Annotated in this window: 15 protein-coding genes; 6 read left to right on the plus strand and 9 right to left on the minus strand. The window is 50.8% G+C overall.

What is annotated here, in order from left to right; all coding sequences use genetic code 11:
- The first annotated feature begins 175 nt into the window (after positions 1-175).
- Complete coding sequence (locus M1D61_RS15495; RefSeq protein ID WP_458119563.1) at positions 176-469, plus strand: hypothetical protein; 294 nt, start codon at positions 176-178, stop codon at positions 467-469.
- A gap of 401 nt (positions 470-870) precedes the next feature.
- A complete protein-coding gene (locus tag M1D61_RS15500; RefSeq protein ID WP_458119564.1) occupies positions 871-1698 on the plus strand; it encodes a carbonic anhydrase in 828 nt (275 codons plus the stop codon).
- Positions 1699-1883: 185 nt separating this feature from the next.
- On the opposite strand, the gene M1D61_RS15505 is transcribed toward M1D61_RS15500, so the two are convergent.
- The 5 genes from M1D61_RS15505 to M1D61_RS15525 all read right to left on the minus strand — a co-directional run bounded on the left by M1D61_RS15505 (position 1884) and on the right by M1D61_RS15525 (position 8232).
- Positions 1884-2696, minus strand: a complete 813-nt coding sequence (locus M1D61_RS15505; protein ID WP_458122525.1) for a hypothetical protein — start codon at positions 2694-2696, stop codon at positions 1884-1886.
- 345 nt (positions 2697-3041) lie between these two features.
- The gene (locus M1D61_RS15510) at positions 3042-4367 is read right to left on the minus strand and encodes an MBL fold metallo-hydrolase (protein ID WP_458119565.1); all 1326 of its coding nucleotides are present in this window, start codon (positions 4365-4367) and stop codon (positions 3042-3044) included.
- Positions 4367-6028, minus strand: a complete 1662-nt coding sequence (locus M1D61_RS15515; RefSeq protein WP_458119566.1) for an ABC transporter permease — start codon at positions 6026-6028, stop codon at positions 4367-4369. The genes M1D61_RS15510 and M1D61_RS15515 overlap by 1 nt, the downstream gene beginning before the upstream one ends.
- 34 nt (positions 6029-6062) lie before the next feature.
- Complete coding sequence (locus M1D61_RS15520; RefSeq protein WP_458119567.1) at positions 6063-7100, minus strand: ABC transporter substrate-binding protein; 1038 nt, start codon at positions 7098-7100, stop codon at positions 6063-6065.
- Positions 7101-7212: 112 nt separating this feature from the next.
- Positions 7213-8232 (minus strand): ABC transporter ATP-binding protein, encoded by a 1020-nt coding sequence (locus tag M1D61_RS15525; RefSeq protein ID WP_458119568.1) that lies wholly within the window; start codon positions 8230-8232, stop codon positions 7213-7215.
- A 256-nt stretch (positions 8233-8488) separates the two neighbouring features.
- Between M1D61_RS15525 and M1D61_RS15530 the strand changes: the two genes are divergently transcribed.
- On the plus strand, positions 8489-9373 hold the full coding sequence (locus M1D61_RS15530) for a LysR substrate-binding domain-containing protein (protein ID WP_458119569.1): 885 nt from the start codon (positions 8489-8491) through the stop codon (positions 9371-9373).
- Positions 9374-9498: 125 nt separating this feature from the next.
- Here M1D61_RS15530 and M1D61_RS15535 read toward each other — a convergent pair whose 3' ends face one another.
- Complete coding sequence (locus M1D61_RS15535) at positions 9499-10830, minus strand: MBL fold metallo-hydrolase (RefSeq protein ID WP_458119570.1); 1332 nt, start codon at positions 10828-10830, stop codon at positions 9499-9501.
- Between the two features lie 339 nt (positions 10831-11169).
- Entirely contained in the window at positions 11170-11418 is a 249-nt protein-coding gene (locus M1D61_RS15540) for a type B 50S ribosomal protein L31 (RefSeq protein WP_017811312.1), read from the minus strand.
- 550 nt (positions 11419-11968) lie between these two features.
- On the opposite strand from M1D61_RS15540, the gene M1D61_RS15545 reads away from it, so the two are divergent.
- Positions 11969-12721, plus strand: a complete 753-nt coding sequence (locus M1D61_RS15545) for a DUF2161 family putative PD-(D/E)XK-type phosphodiesterase (RefSeq protein ID WP_458119571.1) — start codon at positions 11969-11971, stop codon at positions 12719-12721.
- Positions 12722-12757: 36 nt separating this feature from the next.
- Here M1D61_RS15545 and M1D61_RS15550 read toward each other — a convergent pair whose 3' ends face one another.
- Positions 12758-13984 (minus strand): aminotransferase-like domain-containing protein, encoded by a 1227-nt coding sequence (locus M1D61_RS15550; protein WP_458119572.1) that lies wholly within the window; start codon positions 13982-13984, stop codon positions 12758-12760.
- Positions 13985-14032: 48 nt separating this feature from the next.
- Complete coding sequence (locus M1D61_RS15555) at positions 14033-14791, minus strand: response regulator (RefSeq protein WP_458119573.1); 759 nt, start codon at positions 14789-14791, stop codon at positions 14033-14035.
- A 303-nt stretch (positions 14792-15094) separates the two neighbouring features.
- Between M1D61_RS15555 and M1D61_RS15560 the strand changes: the two genes are divergently transcribed.
- Both M1D61_RS15560 and M1D61_RS15565 read left to right on the plus strand, forming a co-directional pair.
- Positions 15095-15502, plus strand: a complete 408-nt coding sequence (locus M1D61_RS15560; RefSeq protein ID WP_046215510.1) for a hypothetical protein — start codon at positions 15095-15097, stop codon at positions 15500-15502.
- Positions 15499-16566, plus strand: a complete 1068-nt coding sequence (locus M1D61_RS15565) for a phosphodiester glycosidase family protein (RefSeq protein ID WP_458119574.1) — start codon at positions 15499-15501, stop codon at positions 16564-16566. The genes M1D61_RS15560 and M1D61_RS15565 overlap by 4 nt, the downstream gene beginning before the upstream one ends.
- Positions 16567-16607 lie beyond the last annotated feature (41 nt).

Below are 16607 nucleotides of genomic sequence, written 5' to 3' on the forward strand. Positions count from 1 at the left end.
ATAGATCATTTTTTATGATAAATCACCCATTTTTTTCTGATTAATTTCATAAATTTGTGAAATAAATATCGAAATTTTAATGTTACTTACTTGTCAGATTCAGGTAACAACTTGTATAATGGAAAACGTTCCATTATTTATTTCAAAACATACATATTTGAGAGGGGTATTTATCATGAGTAATTTGCAACAAGACAACTATCCACAGGGTCAACCAGGATATAACACGGGAGTAGTAAGTTTCAAAGACTGGATGATCACTATTCTGCTGATGGCTATTCCAATTGTAAACATCGTTATGCTGTTTGTATGGGGCTTCAGCGGTAGCACCAACCCATCCAAAGCCAACTATGCCAAAGCTACGCTGGTATGGATCGGTATCTTTATCGTGCTGTATGTACTGCTCATTGTCATTTTTGGTGCAGCATTCATGAGTGCGATCAATTCATCTACAGGCTCCGGTTACTAATCCGTAAGCACCAAAAAGAAGCTCCTTTCGCAGAGGAGCTTCTTTTTTATGCCATATTCCGGTTCTATCCGGTAATTCTATCTATTTTATTTCATATTCCATCCGCATACTGCACGGCTTCATCTCCAGCCGCTCATAAAAAGCCAGTGCTTGCTCGTTAAATATCCGGGCGTGCAGTTGAATGCAGTTGGTGAAGCTGAATCATCAGCTCCAGTAGCTGCGGATAGTCATATATCTCTGCTGAACGTAATACTATTTTCACAACCAAATTCCTCCTTGTGTACTGAATACATTGGTATCACTTACATCTGTAAGCTAAAATGTGATCGTTCTCATTTGATACATAATATGTATTATTTTACAATGTAATAGTCACTATTTTAACTGAAAGAAGGATTACAATGAACCGAACATGGCAATTTACTGCTTTATCCGCTGCTATGCTGCTGCTTGCAGGCTGTGGACAGGCCAATCATGCTCCTGCATCCATACCTGCCAAGTCTGCTGGTCAGACGGCTGATTCCACCACAGCAGCACCGGCAGCCCACTGGTCGTATGATCAGGAGCATGGACCTGCTCACTGGGCTGAACTGGAGACCGGATTCTCCGCCTGCCGTACCGGTCAAGAGCAGTCCCCGATTGATATCGAACACGCCCGGCTGGTGCCTTCCGCCACCGTGCATCCGGTCGATATCCACTACAGCACCACCCCGGTGACCGTCATTAATAACGGACATACGATTCAGGTCAATGTGCAGAACAAGGATAACTATATTATGATTGAAGGCCGGAAATATACGTTGGCCCAATTCCATTTCCATCATCCGAGCGAGCATCAGATCGATGGCAAAAACGCCGAAATGGAACTGCATCTTGTTCATAAAAGCGCAGACGGACAAAGTGCCGTACTCGGCATCCTCATTCATCCGGGCAGCGATAACCATGCCTTTGACCAGCTGTGGAGTCATCTGCCGGATCATGAGAGCGAGCAGGAAGTTGCTTTGGCTGACCCGATTCAGCTGTCCAAGCTGCTGCCAGAGGATCGTCATGCCGTTCATTACACCGGCTCACTGACCACGCCTCCCTGCACCGAGCATGTGAGCTGGACCGTGCTGGAGCAGCCGATTGAGCTGTCTGCCGAACAGATTCAGCGTTTTGCCACCATCTTCCCGGACAATCATCGGCCGGTGCAATCTATCGGTTCCCGGGAACTGTATACCGAGCAGTAGGAAAATATGCGATTATATGAACAAAAAAGCAGGCAGGATCCCCTGTTCAGGGATTCTTGCCTGCTTTTCCACATCTATCCATGTCCAATTAGATATGAATCCATTATGGACCGGTTGAAGCCTATTAGCAGTAGTACAGATTGCTGTAATGTCAGTAATCATCGACTACGAGTAATTGCTATTGATCAGTAACGCTCCAGGACAAGCTGAGTCTTGAGTGAATCCTGCGGTACGAGCCAGCCTTCCTGATTCAGGTAAGCCATCAGTTTCTGGCGGTTGGCTGCTGCATCAGCATACTCATCCGCTTTGAAGGAGATTTCAACGATTGGCTCTGTGCTGGAACCATCTGCAGTGCGGATCGGCCATACTTCCACATCAACTTCGATGCCATTCCAGGTGCCTTTATATTTGCTGGCCATTACCGGGCCATAAGCGCGGGAATCTTCCAGCTGATGCTTGCCCCAGTGAGACTGACCGTTCCAGTCATCCAGTTTGCCGGGCAGTTTGTCCAAGATCATATCCAGTGCTTTGGATTCCGAAGGCAGTGTCGCTTTGGTGTCGGATGTTTTGACATCCTTGTCATTGGACAGGCTCAGCGTCTGCTTGCCATAACTCCAATCGATCTCGGCTTCATAATTGGTATCACCAGCGTCAAAGCCTTCCTTATTGGCAAGAGTCAGCGCAGCGTTAATGTCTCCGTTGGTAACGGCATAGCGCTTTTTGTATGTGATTTCATAATTCTTTTTGTCTTCTTTTTTGCGGAGGCGTACATTCCAGCCCTGTTCATTCAGGTTCTGTCCATCCGTATCAAAGTATTCCACTGCGATCTTTTGGCCGCTGCCCGGCAGTCCAAATGCACTGCTCAGTTCCGCGTCCGGTGTGGAATCAGGGTCCAGTACGTTCTGATTCAATACAAATTTCACTTCATAACCCGGTGTCATATTGGCTGCCGCTTCAACCGGAGCTGAAGGCTGTACCATCATGAATGAGCCTGCCATTACCGTACTGCTTACCCATATTGCAACCGTCTTTTTCCAGCCCTGTACCCCATTATTGTTCACGTTGTTCTTCTCCCCTTGTCCATGGATTGGTGCAGCACATGCCCTGCAAATTCATTGTAGCGGTTGCAGATTAAAGGGAATTCATTATTTCTATGCCAAATGATTAATTATCCACATAATCTCTATATGCCAGCCATCAATTATTCAATACCGGTCTATCATTCTACGGCGAATATCCTTATAGCTGCAGGTAGCAACACGAGATCAAAAAAATACCGAAACGGCGCTGATGCACCATTCCGGTTCTCTCTCTTTTCTCTTCTCTTTGCACTGCATCTGTATTCAAATGCTTAGCTTGGCCGATGGGGTCAGCGAATGGATATGCCGGAATCCTTCCTGCTGCAGTCGCAGCGCCAGACTGTCCGTTTTCGGCTTGGGCGCATGGACAAGCACGGTGGGCGGATCATTCAGATCACTCAGCATCTGGCGTACATCCGGCAGTCCCTGATGGACTTTGTACCGTACATAATGTACAGCGCAGCCGCTCTGGTTCATCCTGTACTGCTCCAGCATCCGACGGCCAAAGGAACCTGCAGCCAGATGGCCGGTCAGAATAACGGTGTTGCGCTCCTCATCCGCGAGCCAGTCATAATGCTGCCGGGCGATCGATGACTGCATCATCCCGTCCGTGACAAGCACAATGGCCCGACCGTAATGCTCATACAGATCAGCGGGCGATTCATCGCTGCCGATCCGGTGCAGATTCGGATAATGGAGTGCCCGCTCCATCCGGGCCAGTGCATCCTGATGCAGCCAGCCGCTGTAATCTGCGAACAGCTCAATGCCTTTCAGCAGGACCGATTCCACCAGCACCGGTATATCCGGATACTGCTCGCTTGCCCACAGCATCAGCTCCTGTCCTCTTCCATAGAGAGGAACAGGCAGCAATACCGAACCTCCCTGGCTTAAGGCTGCATCCATATGCGCTTTTAATTGAGCGAGCTTGTTCAGCTGCAGCTCAGGATCGGCTCCATACGCCGCATCCATAATCGCCAGATCCAGATCCGGTAAAATGCCCTGAACAGACGGAGTTCCGGATAATCTGCGAGCCTGATGCATGGGACGATCGGCATCCAGCAGCTGCGATTCACTCGTATAATCGCCGGAGAAAAAGATCCGCTTTCCTTTCCACGACAGGGCAATCCAGATGGAACCCGGCAGGTGTCCGGATCGTCCCCAGCATACGTCGAGACCGGGCAGCAGCGTACCCCAGCGTCCGGCCGGAATAATATCCTCCAGATAGCGATACCGGATACGCTGCTCGTCCTGATCATCATAGGGACGCGGAGCCGCACATTTATCGGTGTATCTTTTCCAGGCTTCAAAATAAACCGGCAGCTGGTTGACCGTCGCTCTGGTCGTCCATACGTCTCCCTTGTAGCCATGTCGATACAGCACAGGCAGCGCAATACAGTGATCTTCATGCGCATGGGACAGAAATACGGCCTGCAGTCCACCAATCCACTCCTCCATATGATCCATCAGCGGATAGATACCGCCGCCTTCCTTTTTGACACCATAATCCAGCAGCAGATGCTGCTGCTCGTGTGTCAGCAGATAACTCGATCTGCCATGTTCTCCCGCACCGCCGAGTACTGTCAGTTCCATCAGGCCTGCCGCCCTCCGCGTGTCGAAGACAGGACATTCAGAATGAGCAGCAGTACGGTAGTAATGCCGACAGAGACGACAGCCATCGCCATCCCCATGGATACCGCCCCTTGTTCAAACTGGGCGAAAATATACGTGGCTGACGTCTGCATCGACGGCGGGAGAATCAATAGGGAAGCGACCAGCTCACGATTGGAAATGGTAAATGTCATCATCCAGCCGGCGATAATGCCGGGGATCAGCAGCGGCAGCAGAATCCGCCGGAATACATATAATGGTCTGCCTCCGGACATCGCTCCTGCCTGCAGCAGAATCGAATCAATCTGTCCGTAGTTGGCTTTGACATACTGAACCGTATATGGAAGGAACAGAATCACATACGTCAGCACGACCATGCCATAGGAATTGTACAGCGGTACCGGCATCCAGGGTGAATTCCAGAATAGGATCAGACCGACCACAATCACGATACCCGGCACCGTATTGGGCATCAGGCTGAACAGATCGATCCATTTCTGTGATACCCGCTGTCCTCGGTCTACCTTTAAGGCAAAGAAGGTACCGAGTACGACAGCAATCGTCGAAGCGGCCAGCGAAAGGGTGAAGCTGTTCAGCAGTGCTTCCATGCTGTCCGAACCCGGCTGCAGCAGCTCGGCGTAATGCTTGAACGTCCAGTTGCCGGCGGCGATGCCTGCACCGCGCAGCTTCAGCAGCGAAGCGGTAATCACCGAAAAATAGGGAATACCGATCGAGACGATCAGCAGCAGGGCAATATACAACCCGCTCAGCCATCCTCTCCATCCGGTCAGGGTATAGCCTTTTTGGCGGGAGCCTTTGCCTCCGGTTAACCGGTAGGAATACCGGCTGCTCAGTATGCTCTGTATGTACCACATGACCAGACAGGCACTCAGCAGCAGGGAAGCCAGTGCAGTCGCTTTACCAAAATCGATCGGCCAGCTGGAAATGTATTTGTGAATCTCCGAAGTCATGACATAGTAACCGATCCGGCGTCCGAATGTAGCGGGTGTACCGAATTCGGCAATCGTTTTGACAAAAATCAGCAGCACGCCCATGGCATAGCTGGACAACAGCAGCGGCAAAATGATGCGGCGGAACCGGTAACCCGGCGAACCTCCATGCACGGTAGCCGCTTCTTCCATACTGCCGCTGATCTGCAGCAGCGTATTGCGCAGAATCAGATACAGGAACGGAAACAGATGCAGACTCATAATCATGACCATACCACCCAGGCTGAAAAAGGCAGGCGTCCAGGCAGCAGATGCAGGCAGCAGCTGTTCCATATACCCATTTTTCTGCATAAACAGCATCCAGCCCATCGAGCCGATGTAAGGCGGTGTCATAAATGGAATGAGCAGCACCACATCCAGCCAGCGCTGCCGGCCGAGCGGTGAACGTGCCATGATCCAGGCGAGCGGCAGAGCTAGTATCGTCGTAACGATAATAACGAGCACGCCAAGCCAGAGCGAGTTGAACAGGACAGAAGCCAGATTACTGCTGGCGAACATCTGCAGCGGAGCAGCGGGATCAATATGCCCGTCCCGCTCTACTGCCGTATAGAAAATCAGCAGCAGTGGAAAAACAATGAGTACGGCGAGCAGCAGAAATGCTGCAGCCGTACTCCATTTGCGATAATGGATCATTCTATTCACCCTCAGGTTGATTAATTAATAAGTGTTATTGATACAGTCCGGTAAAACGGCTCGCGACTTCCTCACCATGCTCATCCATCCAGTCCCATTTCACCGGATAGGCTGGAATGTCTGCCAGATTCGTACGATTTTCCGCCTGAATATCGGTTCGTCCAGGCAGCAGATAGGCACCGGCTACCAGCTTCTGGGCATCATCGGACAGCAGATAATCGATAAACTGCTTGGCCTGCTGCTCATGCTGGGTCGTCTTGATAATGGCTGCCGGACGCGGGCTGATTACCGTGCCTTCCGCCGGATAGACAATATCGACCGGTTCACCGTCCGCTTTGGCTTTGTACGCCATATAGTCGACGCCTGCGGCCACTACATCTTTGGCTCCGGTAATTACCGGATCAAGTGCTTCCTGGTTGGCTCCTGCCATGGCAACGCCATTTTGTTTGTACTGCTCGAACAGCGACCAGCCGCTATCCCCTTTGGCACTCAGATAACCGGTAATAAAGTCCAGTGCAGAGCCGGACAGCGATGGATCGGGAATATTGACTTTGTCTTTCCATTCCGGCTTGGTGAGATCTGCCCAGGAAGTTGGCGGAGTTTTCACCTGGCTGGTGTTGTATACGATACCGAGCGCAGAAGCGCTGTAGCTGAAATAATTGCCGTTTGGATCAGACCAGTCTTTTACCAGCTTGTCGCTGTTCGGAGCATCAGCATAAGGAAGAGTGAGTCCATCCTTGGCCATCGACTGCATGGACGGCAGGGAAGCTAGTACAACCACGTCAACAACCGGATTGGATTTCTCCGCTTCCATTCTGGATAAAATCTTGCCTGTTGTTCCCTGGAACATCTCTACCTGAATACCGGTCTTCGCTTCAAATCCTTCTTCGATCTTTTTGGCGAGTCCTTCCGGTCCGGCGCTGTACACGACCAGCGTACCGCTATCTTTTGCTTTGCCGTCAGCAGCCTGACTGACACTGTTGCCTGCTGCGCCGCAGCCTGCCAGCGTTGTACCCATAACTGCCGTGATAGCGAGCAGACCTGCTTTTTTCCACGTTTGATTCCATTTCATCTGAATATTCCTCCCGAATGATAAATAGTGATGATCCGTTTGTTCTTACTTTTATTTCATGCATCCACTGTATGAATCGGTGTATGAACACCACCAGCAATGTATATTCATCTCAGGAAATATGCTGCCGGCCGCTGTGCAGCTTGATATCGTCCCCTGCATGGTTCACCCTGCATACGTAATGAGGAGCGATATGGATCTGCACTTCGTCGCCGGGCTGCATACGCTGTGTATGATAGCCCGTCCAGATCCGCTCCTGTCCGGCATCCATCTCTATCTCGTACCGGTCTCCCATATAACTGACCCTGCGGATGATGGCGCTGTATGTATGTTCGCCCGCCTCCCGGGTCGATTCCCAGCATCCGTGTTCCGGCCGGAACAGTGACTGTCCGGGCTCGATCCAGTTTGATCGTCCGATAAAGCGGGCGACGAACGGGTCGGCAGGCTGCCGGTAAATGTCTTCCGGTGTACCCCGCTGCAGGATGGTGCCGCCCTGCATAACGATAATTTCATCTGACATTGACATCGCTTCGGTCTGGTCATGGGTGACATACAGAGCCGTAATGCCCAGCTCGCGCACCAGACCCATCAGCTCATGACGCATCTCTTCCCTCAGCAGGGCATCCAGTGCACTGAGCGGCTCGTCGAACAGGATCAGTCCGGGCTGCATCACAATCGCTCTGGCAAAGGCGACCCGCTGCTGCTGTCCGCCGGACAGCTGATGAGGCTGCCGCTGTTCCATTCCCGTCAGTCGGACCTGCTCCAGCGCCCGTTCTACCGATTCACGGATCTGCTTTTTGCGGCCGGAAGCTTTGAGGCTGAAGGCTACATTTTCATAGACTGTCATATGCGGCCACAAGGCAAACTCCTGAAATACCATGCCAAACTCCCGGCGATGAGAAGGCATGTTAATCCGTTTTTGCTGCGAGAAGACCGGTTTGCCATCTACCAGCACCTCGCCGGTATCCGGTGTCTCCAATCCGGCTATCAGACGCAGCAATGTCGTTTTGCCGCAGCCGGACGGTCCGAGCAGCGTTGTAAATTTCCCGGAAGGAATCGTCAAATCTACTGGCTGCAGCGCCTGTACATTGCCATAACTCTTGCTTACTCCCTGGAGCGTAATTTCTGTCATTGATGTATTCCCCTTCTGAATCATTATCCACGGTATTCTTGACCTTACATAAAGCCCGTCGGTATGGTCAGACAACTGCTCTCTGAATCTAGTATAGCCATGTAGTTTACTCATTATATGCGGATAATGTAAACGAAGTATCAATTTTAACTATGCTGCGTTTTGACAGTCATCGAATAAATCTATGCTAGATTGGAGACAGAACCGAAAATAGCGTCCCGTCCAATCGATTGGCGGGTAGTGGAGGATAACGAAGATGAATCTGATCAAGCTGCAAATCGTGGAACTGCTGAACAGACACCAGAAAATCACGGCTGTCGCGGATGAGCTGGGTCTCAAGCAGCCGACAGTAACTTTTCATATGAAGAGTCTGGAGAAGGAGCTCGGCGTGAGTCTCTTCGAATCGCGCGGCGGCAAGGTACTGCTGCGTGAACCCGGAAAAGCCCTGCTGCATTACGCGATCAAAATCAATGCACTCGCCGCCGAATCCAGAAGAGTCGTACAGGAATTCGGCACGCTTGAACGGGGACAGCTGCGGATCGGAGCCAGCTATGTACCGGCTACTTATCTGCTGCCCGAAGTCATCCACCGGTTCAGCCAGCAGCATCCGGGCGTGAATGTCTCAATTGCAGTGCAGACGTCACCGGTCACCCGCGAGATGCTGATCAATCACGAGATTGATCTGGGCATTATGCTGACAGAGCCTTTTGAACATCCGGCTCTCGTCAAGGGACTGATCGGGGAAGACCAGCTGGTCGCCATCTTTTCTCCAGACCACCCGCTGGCACGCGAAGAAGAATTGAATCTGCCGGCACTGCAGCAGAGCCGGCTCGTATTGCATAGCGGCGAGTCCAGCACACGCCAGCTGAGCGATCGCTGGATGAATGATATCGGCCTGCAGCCCCGCCAGTATCTGGAGCTGGATTCGGCCGAAGCGATCAAGCGCTCGGTTATGCTCGGCGGTTACGCCGCCTTCCTCTCCCGTATGGCCGTCGAGGAGGAAGTGCGCCAGAAGCGTCTGCAGATGCGGACTCTGCCGGGACTTGAGCAGCGCAGGTATCTGTATTATGCCTACAACAAAGAGCGTCATTACTCCGGACTGATCCATCGCTTTGCCGCCTGCCTGACCGGCAGTGAATGACACAGGCATTATCGCTGTACAAAACAAAAGCGTACTGCAGGAATCTTCATCCGGGCAGTACGCTTTTGTTTTGTTGGTACGATTCGTCAGTTGGACAAGAATGATCATCCTCTAATAAATCCGGTTTAAAAGTAAAGCTGGTCTTCCGGCTGCAGCGCATGCACCTGCTGGAACCCTTCCTGCTGCAGTCGCAGGGCCAGACCGTCCGTACGGGGCCGGGTCGCATGTACAAGCAAGGTACGCGGGCTTTTGAGATCCAGCAGCATCTGACGCACATCCGGCAGTCCCTGATGCACCTTGTACCGCACATGATGAATCTGGCAGCCTCTGCGCTCCATATCCATGAGCAGGGACCGACCGAATGATCCATATGCCAGATCACCGGTGAAAATAACCCGATTCTCCCGTCCTGCGGCAATGCGGGTGTAATGCTGCTGGGCTTTGACGGACTGCATCATGCCATCATCGGTAAATAAAATGGATCGGGGATAGCGCAAAAACAGCTCTTCCCTGGAAGGATCATCATGCATCCGGTAAATGCGCGGATGACGCAGCAGCCGCTCGATCCGTGCTGTTCCATCGGCTCTCAGCCAGTGCGGCTCGGCTGCGAATAGCTCCAGCGCATCCAGCAGATCCGATTCGACCAGAATCGGGATATCTGCAAACTGTTCACTCGCCCAGAGCATCAGCTCCTGCCCTCTGCCATACACAGGTACCGGCAGCAGAATAGCGCCACCCTGCTTGAGTGTTTCTTTCATATAGCGATTCAGCTGGGACAGCTTGTTGCCCTGACGGTCTGTATCCACCCCATATGCCGCATCGACAATTGCCAGATCCAGATCGGGTATTTTCCCCGGAGCCGGGTAGGCACGCGATAGAATACGGGAATGATGCAGCGGCCGATCAGCTTCCAGCAGTCTGGATTCAGCACTGTAGTCACCGGTATAGAGAATCATTTTCCCATGCCAGCTGACTGCGATCCAGATGGAACCGGGCAGGTGTCCGGCTCTTCCCCAGCACACTTCCATATTCGGATGCACCCATGTCCATTCGCCTCTGGGCGCGATATCTTCGAGATAGCGGAAACGGATATTGCCAATGGTCTCCTGTCCTCCTGACGGAGATACCGGCCCGCCATCGACAACGGCATACTGATGCTCCTCCAGCGCCTTAAGACAGACCGGCAGCTGCTTCACTGTCGCTCGCGTTGTCCACACCTCACCGGCATACCCATAACGCTCCAGCAGCGGTAATCCGATGCTGTGATCCTCATGCGCATGCGACAAAAAGACAGCCTGCAGCCGGGACATAATATGCATCAGTCTGTCTGGTGAATTAACGCTCTCCTCTGCTATATCCATTCCGCAATCCAGCAATAAATACTGATCTTCCTGCCGGAGCAGATAACTGGAACGGCTCTGCTCACCTGCTCCACCGAGAATAGTAAGTTCCATCATGATATTCACTCCACCTGTTTTGACCATTTTTCAGCAGAAGCGGCTTCAAACCGTATTTACTTTTCCTCTGAATGAGACGATACAATGGTTTCTTGATCAGTATATCTGTCTAATTTGTATACAGTATATGGTTAATGTAAACGCAGTATAAACTTTTCTGCGATACGCCGATGTTCGTTTTAATTATACGCAGACAATTATATACACCCGGTTTACGATTTATAAAAGAAAAGCACAAAAAAAGCGTACCGATATGCATAATGATTATGCAATCGGTACGCTTTTTATGACGGTTCACAACGCAAATGGTTGTGAAGATAAGCTCACAATGAATACGTCTTAGTTTTTCAAGCCGTATTTTTTGTTGAACTTGTCTACGCGGCCACCAACGTCTGCGTTTCTTTGTTTACCAGTGTAGAACGGATGAGAAGCAGAGCTGGTATCAACACGAATTACTTGATAAGTGTTGCCGTCTTCCCATTCCATTGTTTCGCCGGAAGTTTTAGTTGTTCCACTCAGGAACTTATATCCGCAGCTTGGATCCAAGAAAATAGCCTGTTGGAATTTAGGATGTCCTTCTTTTTTCATGAGTAATCACCTTCGTTCATAAAATTAATCACGCTCTTCTTATTATACACTCATACCTTAAAAAGTCAAAGAACTTCTGTTTTTTTCTCAAACTTTTTTTTGCCCCTTATTTAGGCAGGAATTACCGGATAATCAGGCGTCGCATTCTGTCTGCTTAAGCTCTTCCAGCTCACCGGCCACCTATTTAATCATCTGGACAAAAGTAGCCAGTTCCTGCGAACTTCCTGCCTGTTGACGAGACAATATGCCCAGCGGAATCGGAGATATTCCGGGCACTTTCATTCAAACGCATGATCATGCTGCTCATCCGGGTCAGCGCATTCAATACAGGCATCCACTGATCGGGCTGCTCTCGGCGCCGGGATGAGACCTAAATCATTATTTATTCCCCGGGCTGTATACAATGATAGTGGATTTGAGTGTAAATATTTCTTTATCTTCTATTATTAACAGATAACATGTCATTTACATCGGATAATGGACCTGCTTAGTTTAAAGTATGTTAAATATGGTATACTTTCAGCAGCATAATTGAAGGAGAACTGGAACCATGGCTGTACGGCACGAGACCGAATTGTATTTACCGATCAAAGATTTTTTTGCCCGTCAGGGGTATGATATCAAGAGTGAAGTCCGCCACTGTGACCTCGTCGGTCTGCGGAAAGGCGATACCGAACCCCTCATTATCGAAATCAAAAAAACGTTCAACCTTCCGCTGCTGCTGCAGGGAATTGAACGTCTTAAGCTTAGTAGCAATGTATATGTAGCTGTCGAGCGCAACCGCGCCAAAAAAGGAGCGTATAATCAGCGTTGGGGCGATCTGACCGATCTTTGCCGCCGCCTGGGGCTGGGACTGCTGACCGTAACGTTGTATAAAACCAAATCTCCATTTATCGAAATTCTATGTGAACCTGCACGCACAACAGTAACGGCTCGTACACCTCGCAAAGGCAGCCGGAAACAGCGGCTGCTCAAGGAATTGTCCGAACGCAGCGGGGATTATAACCTCGGCGGCAGTACCGGCGTACCGCTGATTACCGCCTACCGCGAAAAGGCATTACGCGTAGCATATGCCTTTGGGGAGCAGGAGACCCTATCGCCGCGCCAACTGCGTGATGCAACAGGCATCGGTACAGCAGCGGCGATTCTGCAAGACAACCATTACCGTTGGTTCGAACGTGTCTCCCGCGGACAATACCGGCTGACCGCTGCAGGCCGGCAGGCGCTCCTCGATTATGCTCATGTACTGCGGTCATCCGGCACCGCAGCATCTGCTGATCCAACCTTCTCTATAGAGAAGTAGGCAGGAAGTTTTTTGTACAAGACGGTTACAGCGCCATCATCCCTTCTCCTGCCGCATCTCCGCGATTACTTCGGAGATCAGATTCATGCCGAGCAGCAGCTCATCACGTCCGGGATGGGTAAAATTCAGCCGAATCGCATTGCTGCCTTCGCCGCTCGCATAACAGCGTGCACCCGGTAGAAAGGAAACTCCTTTCTCAAGTGCCCTGCTCAGCAGCGCCTCACCATCCAGATGATCCGGCAGCTGCGCCCAAAGGAACATGCCTCCGATCGGAACCTCCACTTCGGTTCCGCGCCAGTTGGGACGCTTGAGCAACTCCAGCATCAGCTTGAGCCGGATATCGTATTCCCGGTTGAGCATCGTAATATGACTGCCCCAGTCAAACCGCTGGGACTGCAGCAGACGCAGCAGGATTGCCTGATTCATCGTACTGGATTGCCAGTCGGCCGTCTGCTTGGCCGCAGACATGACCTGGATCAGATGCTCATCACCGGCAGCCCAGCCGATCCGCAGAGCCGGCACAATCGTTTTGCTGAAGGAACCGATATAGAGTACATGGTTGCCTCCCTGATCGCGGTCCAGCTTGAACAGGGTCGGATACCGCTGGCGAAAGGAACTCACCGGCTCCGAACCAAAATGCAGATCGCCATACGCATCATCCTCGGCGATCAGCAGTTCATGTTGCATACAGAGCGCCAGCACGGCCTGTCTGCGCTCCAGGCTCCATACCCGGCCTGTCGGGTTGCCAAAGTTCGGCGAGACGAACAGCAGCTTGGGACGGTGCATACGGATCATCTCATCGAGACTCTCGGGAATCATCCCCCGCTCATCACAGGCAACATGAATAACCCGCGCTCCCTGCAAATGAAGTACCTGCAGACAGCCGGGCGGCGCCGGAGATTCCACCAGTACGGTCTCTCCACTATTCACATAGATGCGTACCAGCAAATCAATTGTCTGCTGACTTCCTGACGTTAACAAAATATTGGCCGGATCAACGGTCAACCGCTGATCATGCTTCCAACGGGCATGCAGCCACTCCCGCAGCGCAAGCGAGCCTGCAACCTCTCCATACTGTAATACACGTGGTCCGGCCGAAAATACCGTACCTGCGGCTTCTCCCAACTGGGAGAGCGGGAACAGTTCTTCGGCCGGCAGTTCTTCGGCGAGCGAAATCCATGATTCACGCCGCTGCCGACTGTCCTCTGAACGAACCGAGAATGAAGGCATATTGCTGACCCTTGATGCAAATAAGAATTTCACCGTTCCAGCCTCCTGTACGATGCTTTTTCAAGATCATACACCCGAACTTCAATCCAGAGCAACCTTTTTTACCGGACCCGGACGTTCGACTTTGATCACCGGTTCGACAGTTATGGTGGATTCGACAGCCACAATACTCGGATGGGACTCCAGCGCCCCCTTGAATGAAGCCGTATGGGAATACAGTGTATACTTCTCAATTGCCTGTGCACGGCTGTTCACGCCGAGTTTATCGTAGATTTTACGCAAATAATTGTCGACAGAACGCCGGCTTACACGGATCACATCTGCGATCTTGTCGTATGTAAACCCCTGTGTAATTTGAATCATAATGGAATGCTCAATCTGAGACAGCTCAAAGTAACCGTCTGTTGGAATTTCGGCCGGCACCGGTACAACGCCCTGATGCAGCCAGGATAAAGGGATAACCGTCAGTCCCTGTCTCAGCCCGTTAATCAGATGAAGCAGCTGGGCAGGTGAAGATTCCTTGGATAGTACACCGCTTGCGCCCATACTCATCAGGCCGGCAAATAAGGATAAGTTGTTATCGCCTGTCAGTACGATGACATGACTCTCTGTACTGCTGCGCTTGACCTGACGCAAATATTGCTCGGCATTGCCCTCGGGCAGCGAATCATCGAGCAGGATCAGATCCGGCTTGATGCGGGCGGTAAGCTTCACACCCTCCTGAACGGAACTGGCGGTTGCCACAACGCTCAGATCAGCCGTTTCTTCCAGTATTAGTTTGGTACCCAGCATTAATGCCGGATGATTATCGATGATGATAACCTTCCAAATGCTCTCCACTTGCACACTTCCTTCCTGTTCATCATGCTTGTTTCTTTTATTACCGTATAGTTACATATCGGTTGGAGGATGATAATTTTTTATGCCATATTTTGCATTTATTCAGTCATTCCATAGTAGAAATGTCCAAATAAAGTTATATTTTATTATTTCCTTTTAAAGTATAAAAAAGCTGTATATATCGCCGATAAGTTCTACAAAAGGACGCAAGTATAATGTTCTTTTGCAAAATAGACGGGTCGTAACGTACATGTTAGAATGTATTCTGTTCTGAAAATAATCGTACTATTGAGGTGATTTTAAATGGATACCAAAGCAGAGAGCAGACCACGTGCCTCATCGCGTTTCCAGCCGCCAAAAGGGTCCTCTGCCAAATGGTTCTTGTTGTTCTGGATATTGATTATCGTGCTCGGTGCCACCGCAGCCTACCTATACAGCAATCATATGAAGCAGCAGATGATTACGGCCATCAAAGCGGATACCGAGCGCCAGATCGCTGCTCTTCATCAAGACTATGATGCCCGGTTCAAAGACATGTCCAAAGACATGAACGCCCTGCAGAGCAAAGTGGAGTCCTTTAACGAGCTGCTGACCTTTACCAAGGATAATGCCAGCAGCAAGACGGACAACAGCAATAAACTATACACCCAGCTCAATGAAGTGCAAAAGCAGCTGAACACCCTGCAAAAGAAAATGGAGTTGCTCAAATGAACCGGAACGTTAAAATCATCAACCGTTTCTTCATGCTGGCAGCTGCTCCCTTTATCGGAATGCTGATCGTGATGCTGCTGCAGTCCAAATCGGTCACCATTCCTCTGGACCTGAAGCCCTACCAACCTTCGGCCGGTCTCAGTGAACAATCCGGTCACATTCTAAATACACTCGATCAGGCGGAAAAGGTCGCTGTTCAGACTTCTGCTTCCATAGAGAAAACGACACGGCTGTATAACAAGACGACCACAGTAATGTCCTCCATCGTGCAGTCCGCTTCCAGACAAGCCTCACAACCGGAGAAAATTTATAATCGACGCATCACGTCCAACCTGGGAGCTGCAAGTGAACGGGTGAACAGCGATAGAATCAATATTGAACTGTACCGCCTCAATCCCGGCACCTACAAAGCATACGCAATGAAAATCAAGCTCAAGGACCCGCATGCGATGAAAATGACGCTCGGCAAAGATGCGTATGGCGGCGCCGAGACGACGCTGACAGCCGTACAGCGGTATGGTGCAATCGCCGGCGTTAATGCTGGAGGATTCGCAGATGCAGGTGGCAAGCGCTACCCGCTCAGTACGACCGTATTGAACGGCAGGTACCTCAATGGATTTGAAGCGACTTTCAAGGATCTGTTTTTTGTCGGACTGAACGATTCAGGCAAGCTGATTGGCGGCAAATTTACAAGCAAAGCCAAACTTGATGCACTCAGCCCTTCCTTTGGCGCATCGTTCGTGCCCGTGCTGATTCAAGACGGCAAGAAAATTCCTATTCCCGCCAAATGGCAAAAAACACCGCTGCGTGCCCCGCGTACAGTGATTGGCAGATACAAGGATGATCAGATTATTATCATCGCTGCAGATGGTTATAACGAAAACGGCAGTTCCGGCGCTACCCTTAAGGAACTGCAGGACAAGATGTACAAAATGGGCGTCACCGATGCCTACAACCTGGATGGCGGAGGCTCCACTTCACTTATAATGAACGGGCGAGTCGTTAACCGCCCTTCCGATGGCAGTCTGCGTCCGGTAGCGACCAACTTTTTATTTTTTAAATAAGGAATATTGATTACAAAAGCCCCTGCTTCCTCTTCGCTGGT

It is taken from the genome of Paenibacillus sp. Z6-24, from assembly GCF_054161335.1.

Coding starts and splice junctions, on each gene's coding strand:
- M1D61_RS15495 (WP_458119563.1), top strand. CDS start 176: ATGAGTAATTTGCAACAAGACAACTATCCACAGGGTCAACCAGGATAT.
- M1D61_RS15500 (WP_458119564.1), top strand. CDS start 871: ATGAACCGAACATGGCAATTTACTGCTTTATCCGCTGCTATGCTGCTG.
- M1D61_RS15505 (WP_458122525.1), bottom strand. CDS start 2,696: ATGGCAGGCTCATTCATGATGGTACAGCCTTCAGCTCCGGTTGAAGCG.
- M1D61_RS15510 (WP_458119565.1), bottom strand. CDS start 4,367: ATGGAACTGACAGTACTCGGCGGTGCGGGAGAACATGGCAGATCGAGT.
- M1D61_RS15515 (WP_458119566.1), bottom strand. CDS start 6,028: ATGATCCATTATCGCAAATGGAGTACGGCTGCAGCATTTCTGCTGCTC.
- M1D61_RS15520 (WP_458119567.1), bottom strand. CDS start 7,100: ATGAAATGGAATCAAACGTGGAAAAAAGCAGGTCTGCTCGCTATCACG.
- M1D61_RS15525 (WP_458119568.1), bottom strand. CDS start 8,232: ATGACAGAAATTACGCTCCAGGGAGTAAGCAAGAGTTATGGCAATGTA.
- M1D61_RS15530 (WP_458119569.1), top strand. CDS start 8,489: ATGAATCTGATCAAGCTGCAAATCGTGGAACTGCTGAACAGACACCAG.
- M1D61_RS15535 (WP_458119570.1), bottom strand. CDS start 10,830: ATGATGGAACTTACTATTCTCGGTGGAGCAGGTGAGCAGAGCCGTTCC.
- M1D61_RS15540 (WP_017811312.1), bottom strand. CDS start 11,418: ATGAAAAAAGAAGGACATCCTAAATTCCAACAGGCTATTTTCTTGGAT.
- M1D61_RS15545 (WP_458119571.1), top strand. CDS start 11,969: ATGGCTGTACGGCACGAGACCGAATTGTATTTACCGATCAAAGATTTT.
- M1D61_RS15560 (WP_046215510.1), top strand. CDS start 15,095: ATGGATACCAAAGCAGAGAGCAGACCACGTGCCTCATCGCGTTTCCAG.
- M1D61_RS15565 (WP_458119574.1), top strand. CDS start 15,499: ATGAACCGGAACGTTAAAATCATCAACCGTTTCTTCATGCTGGCAGCT.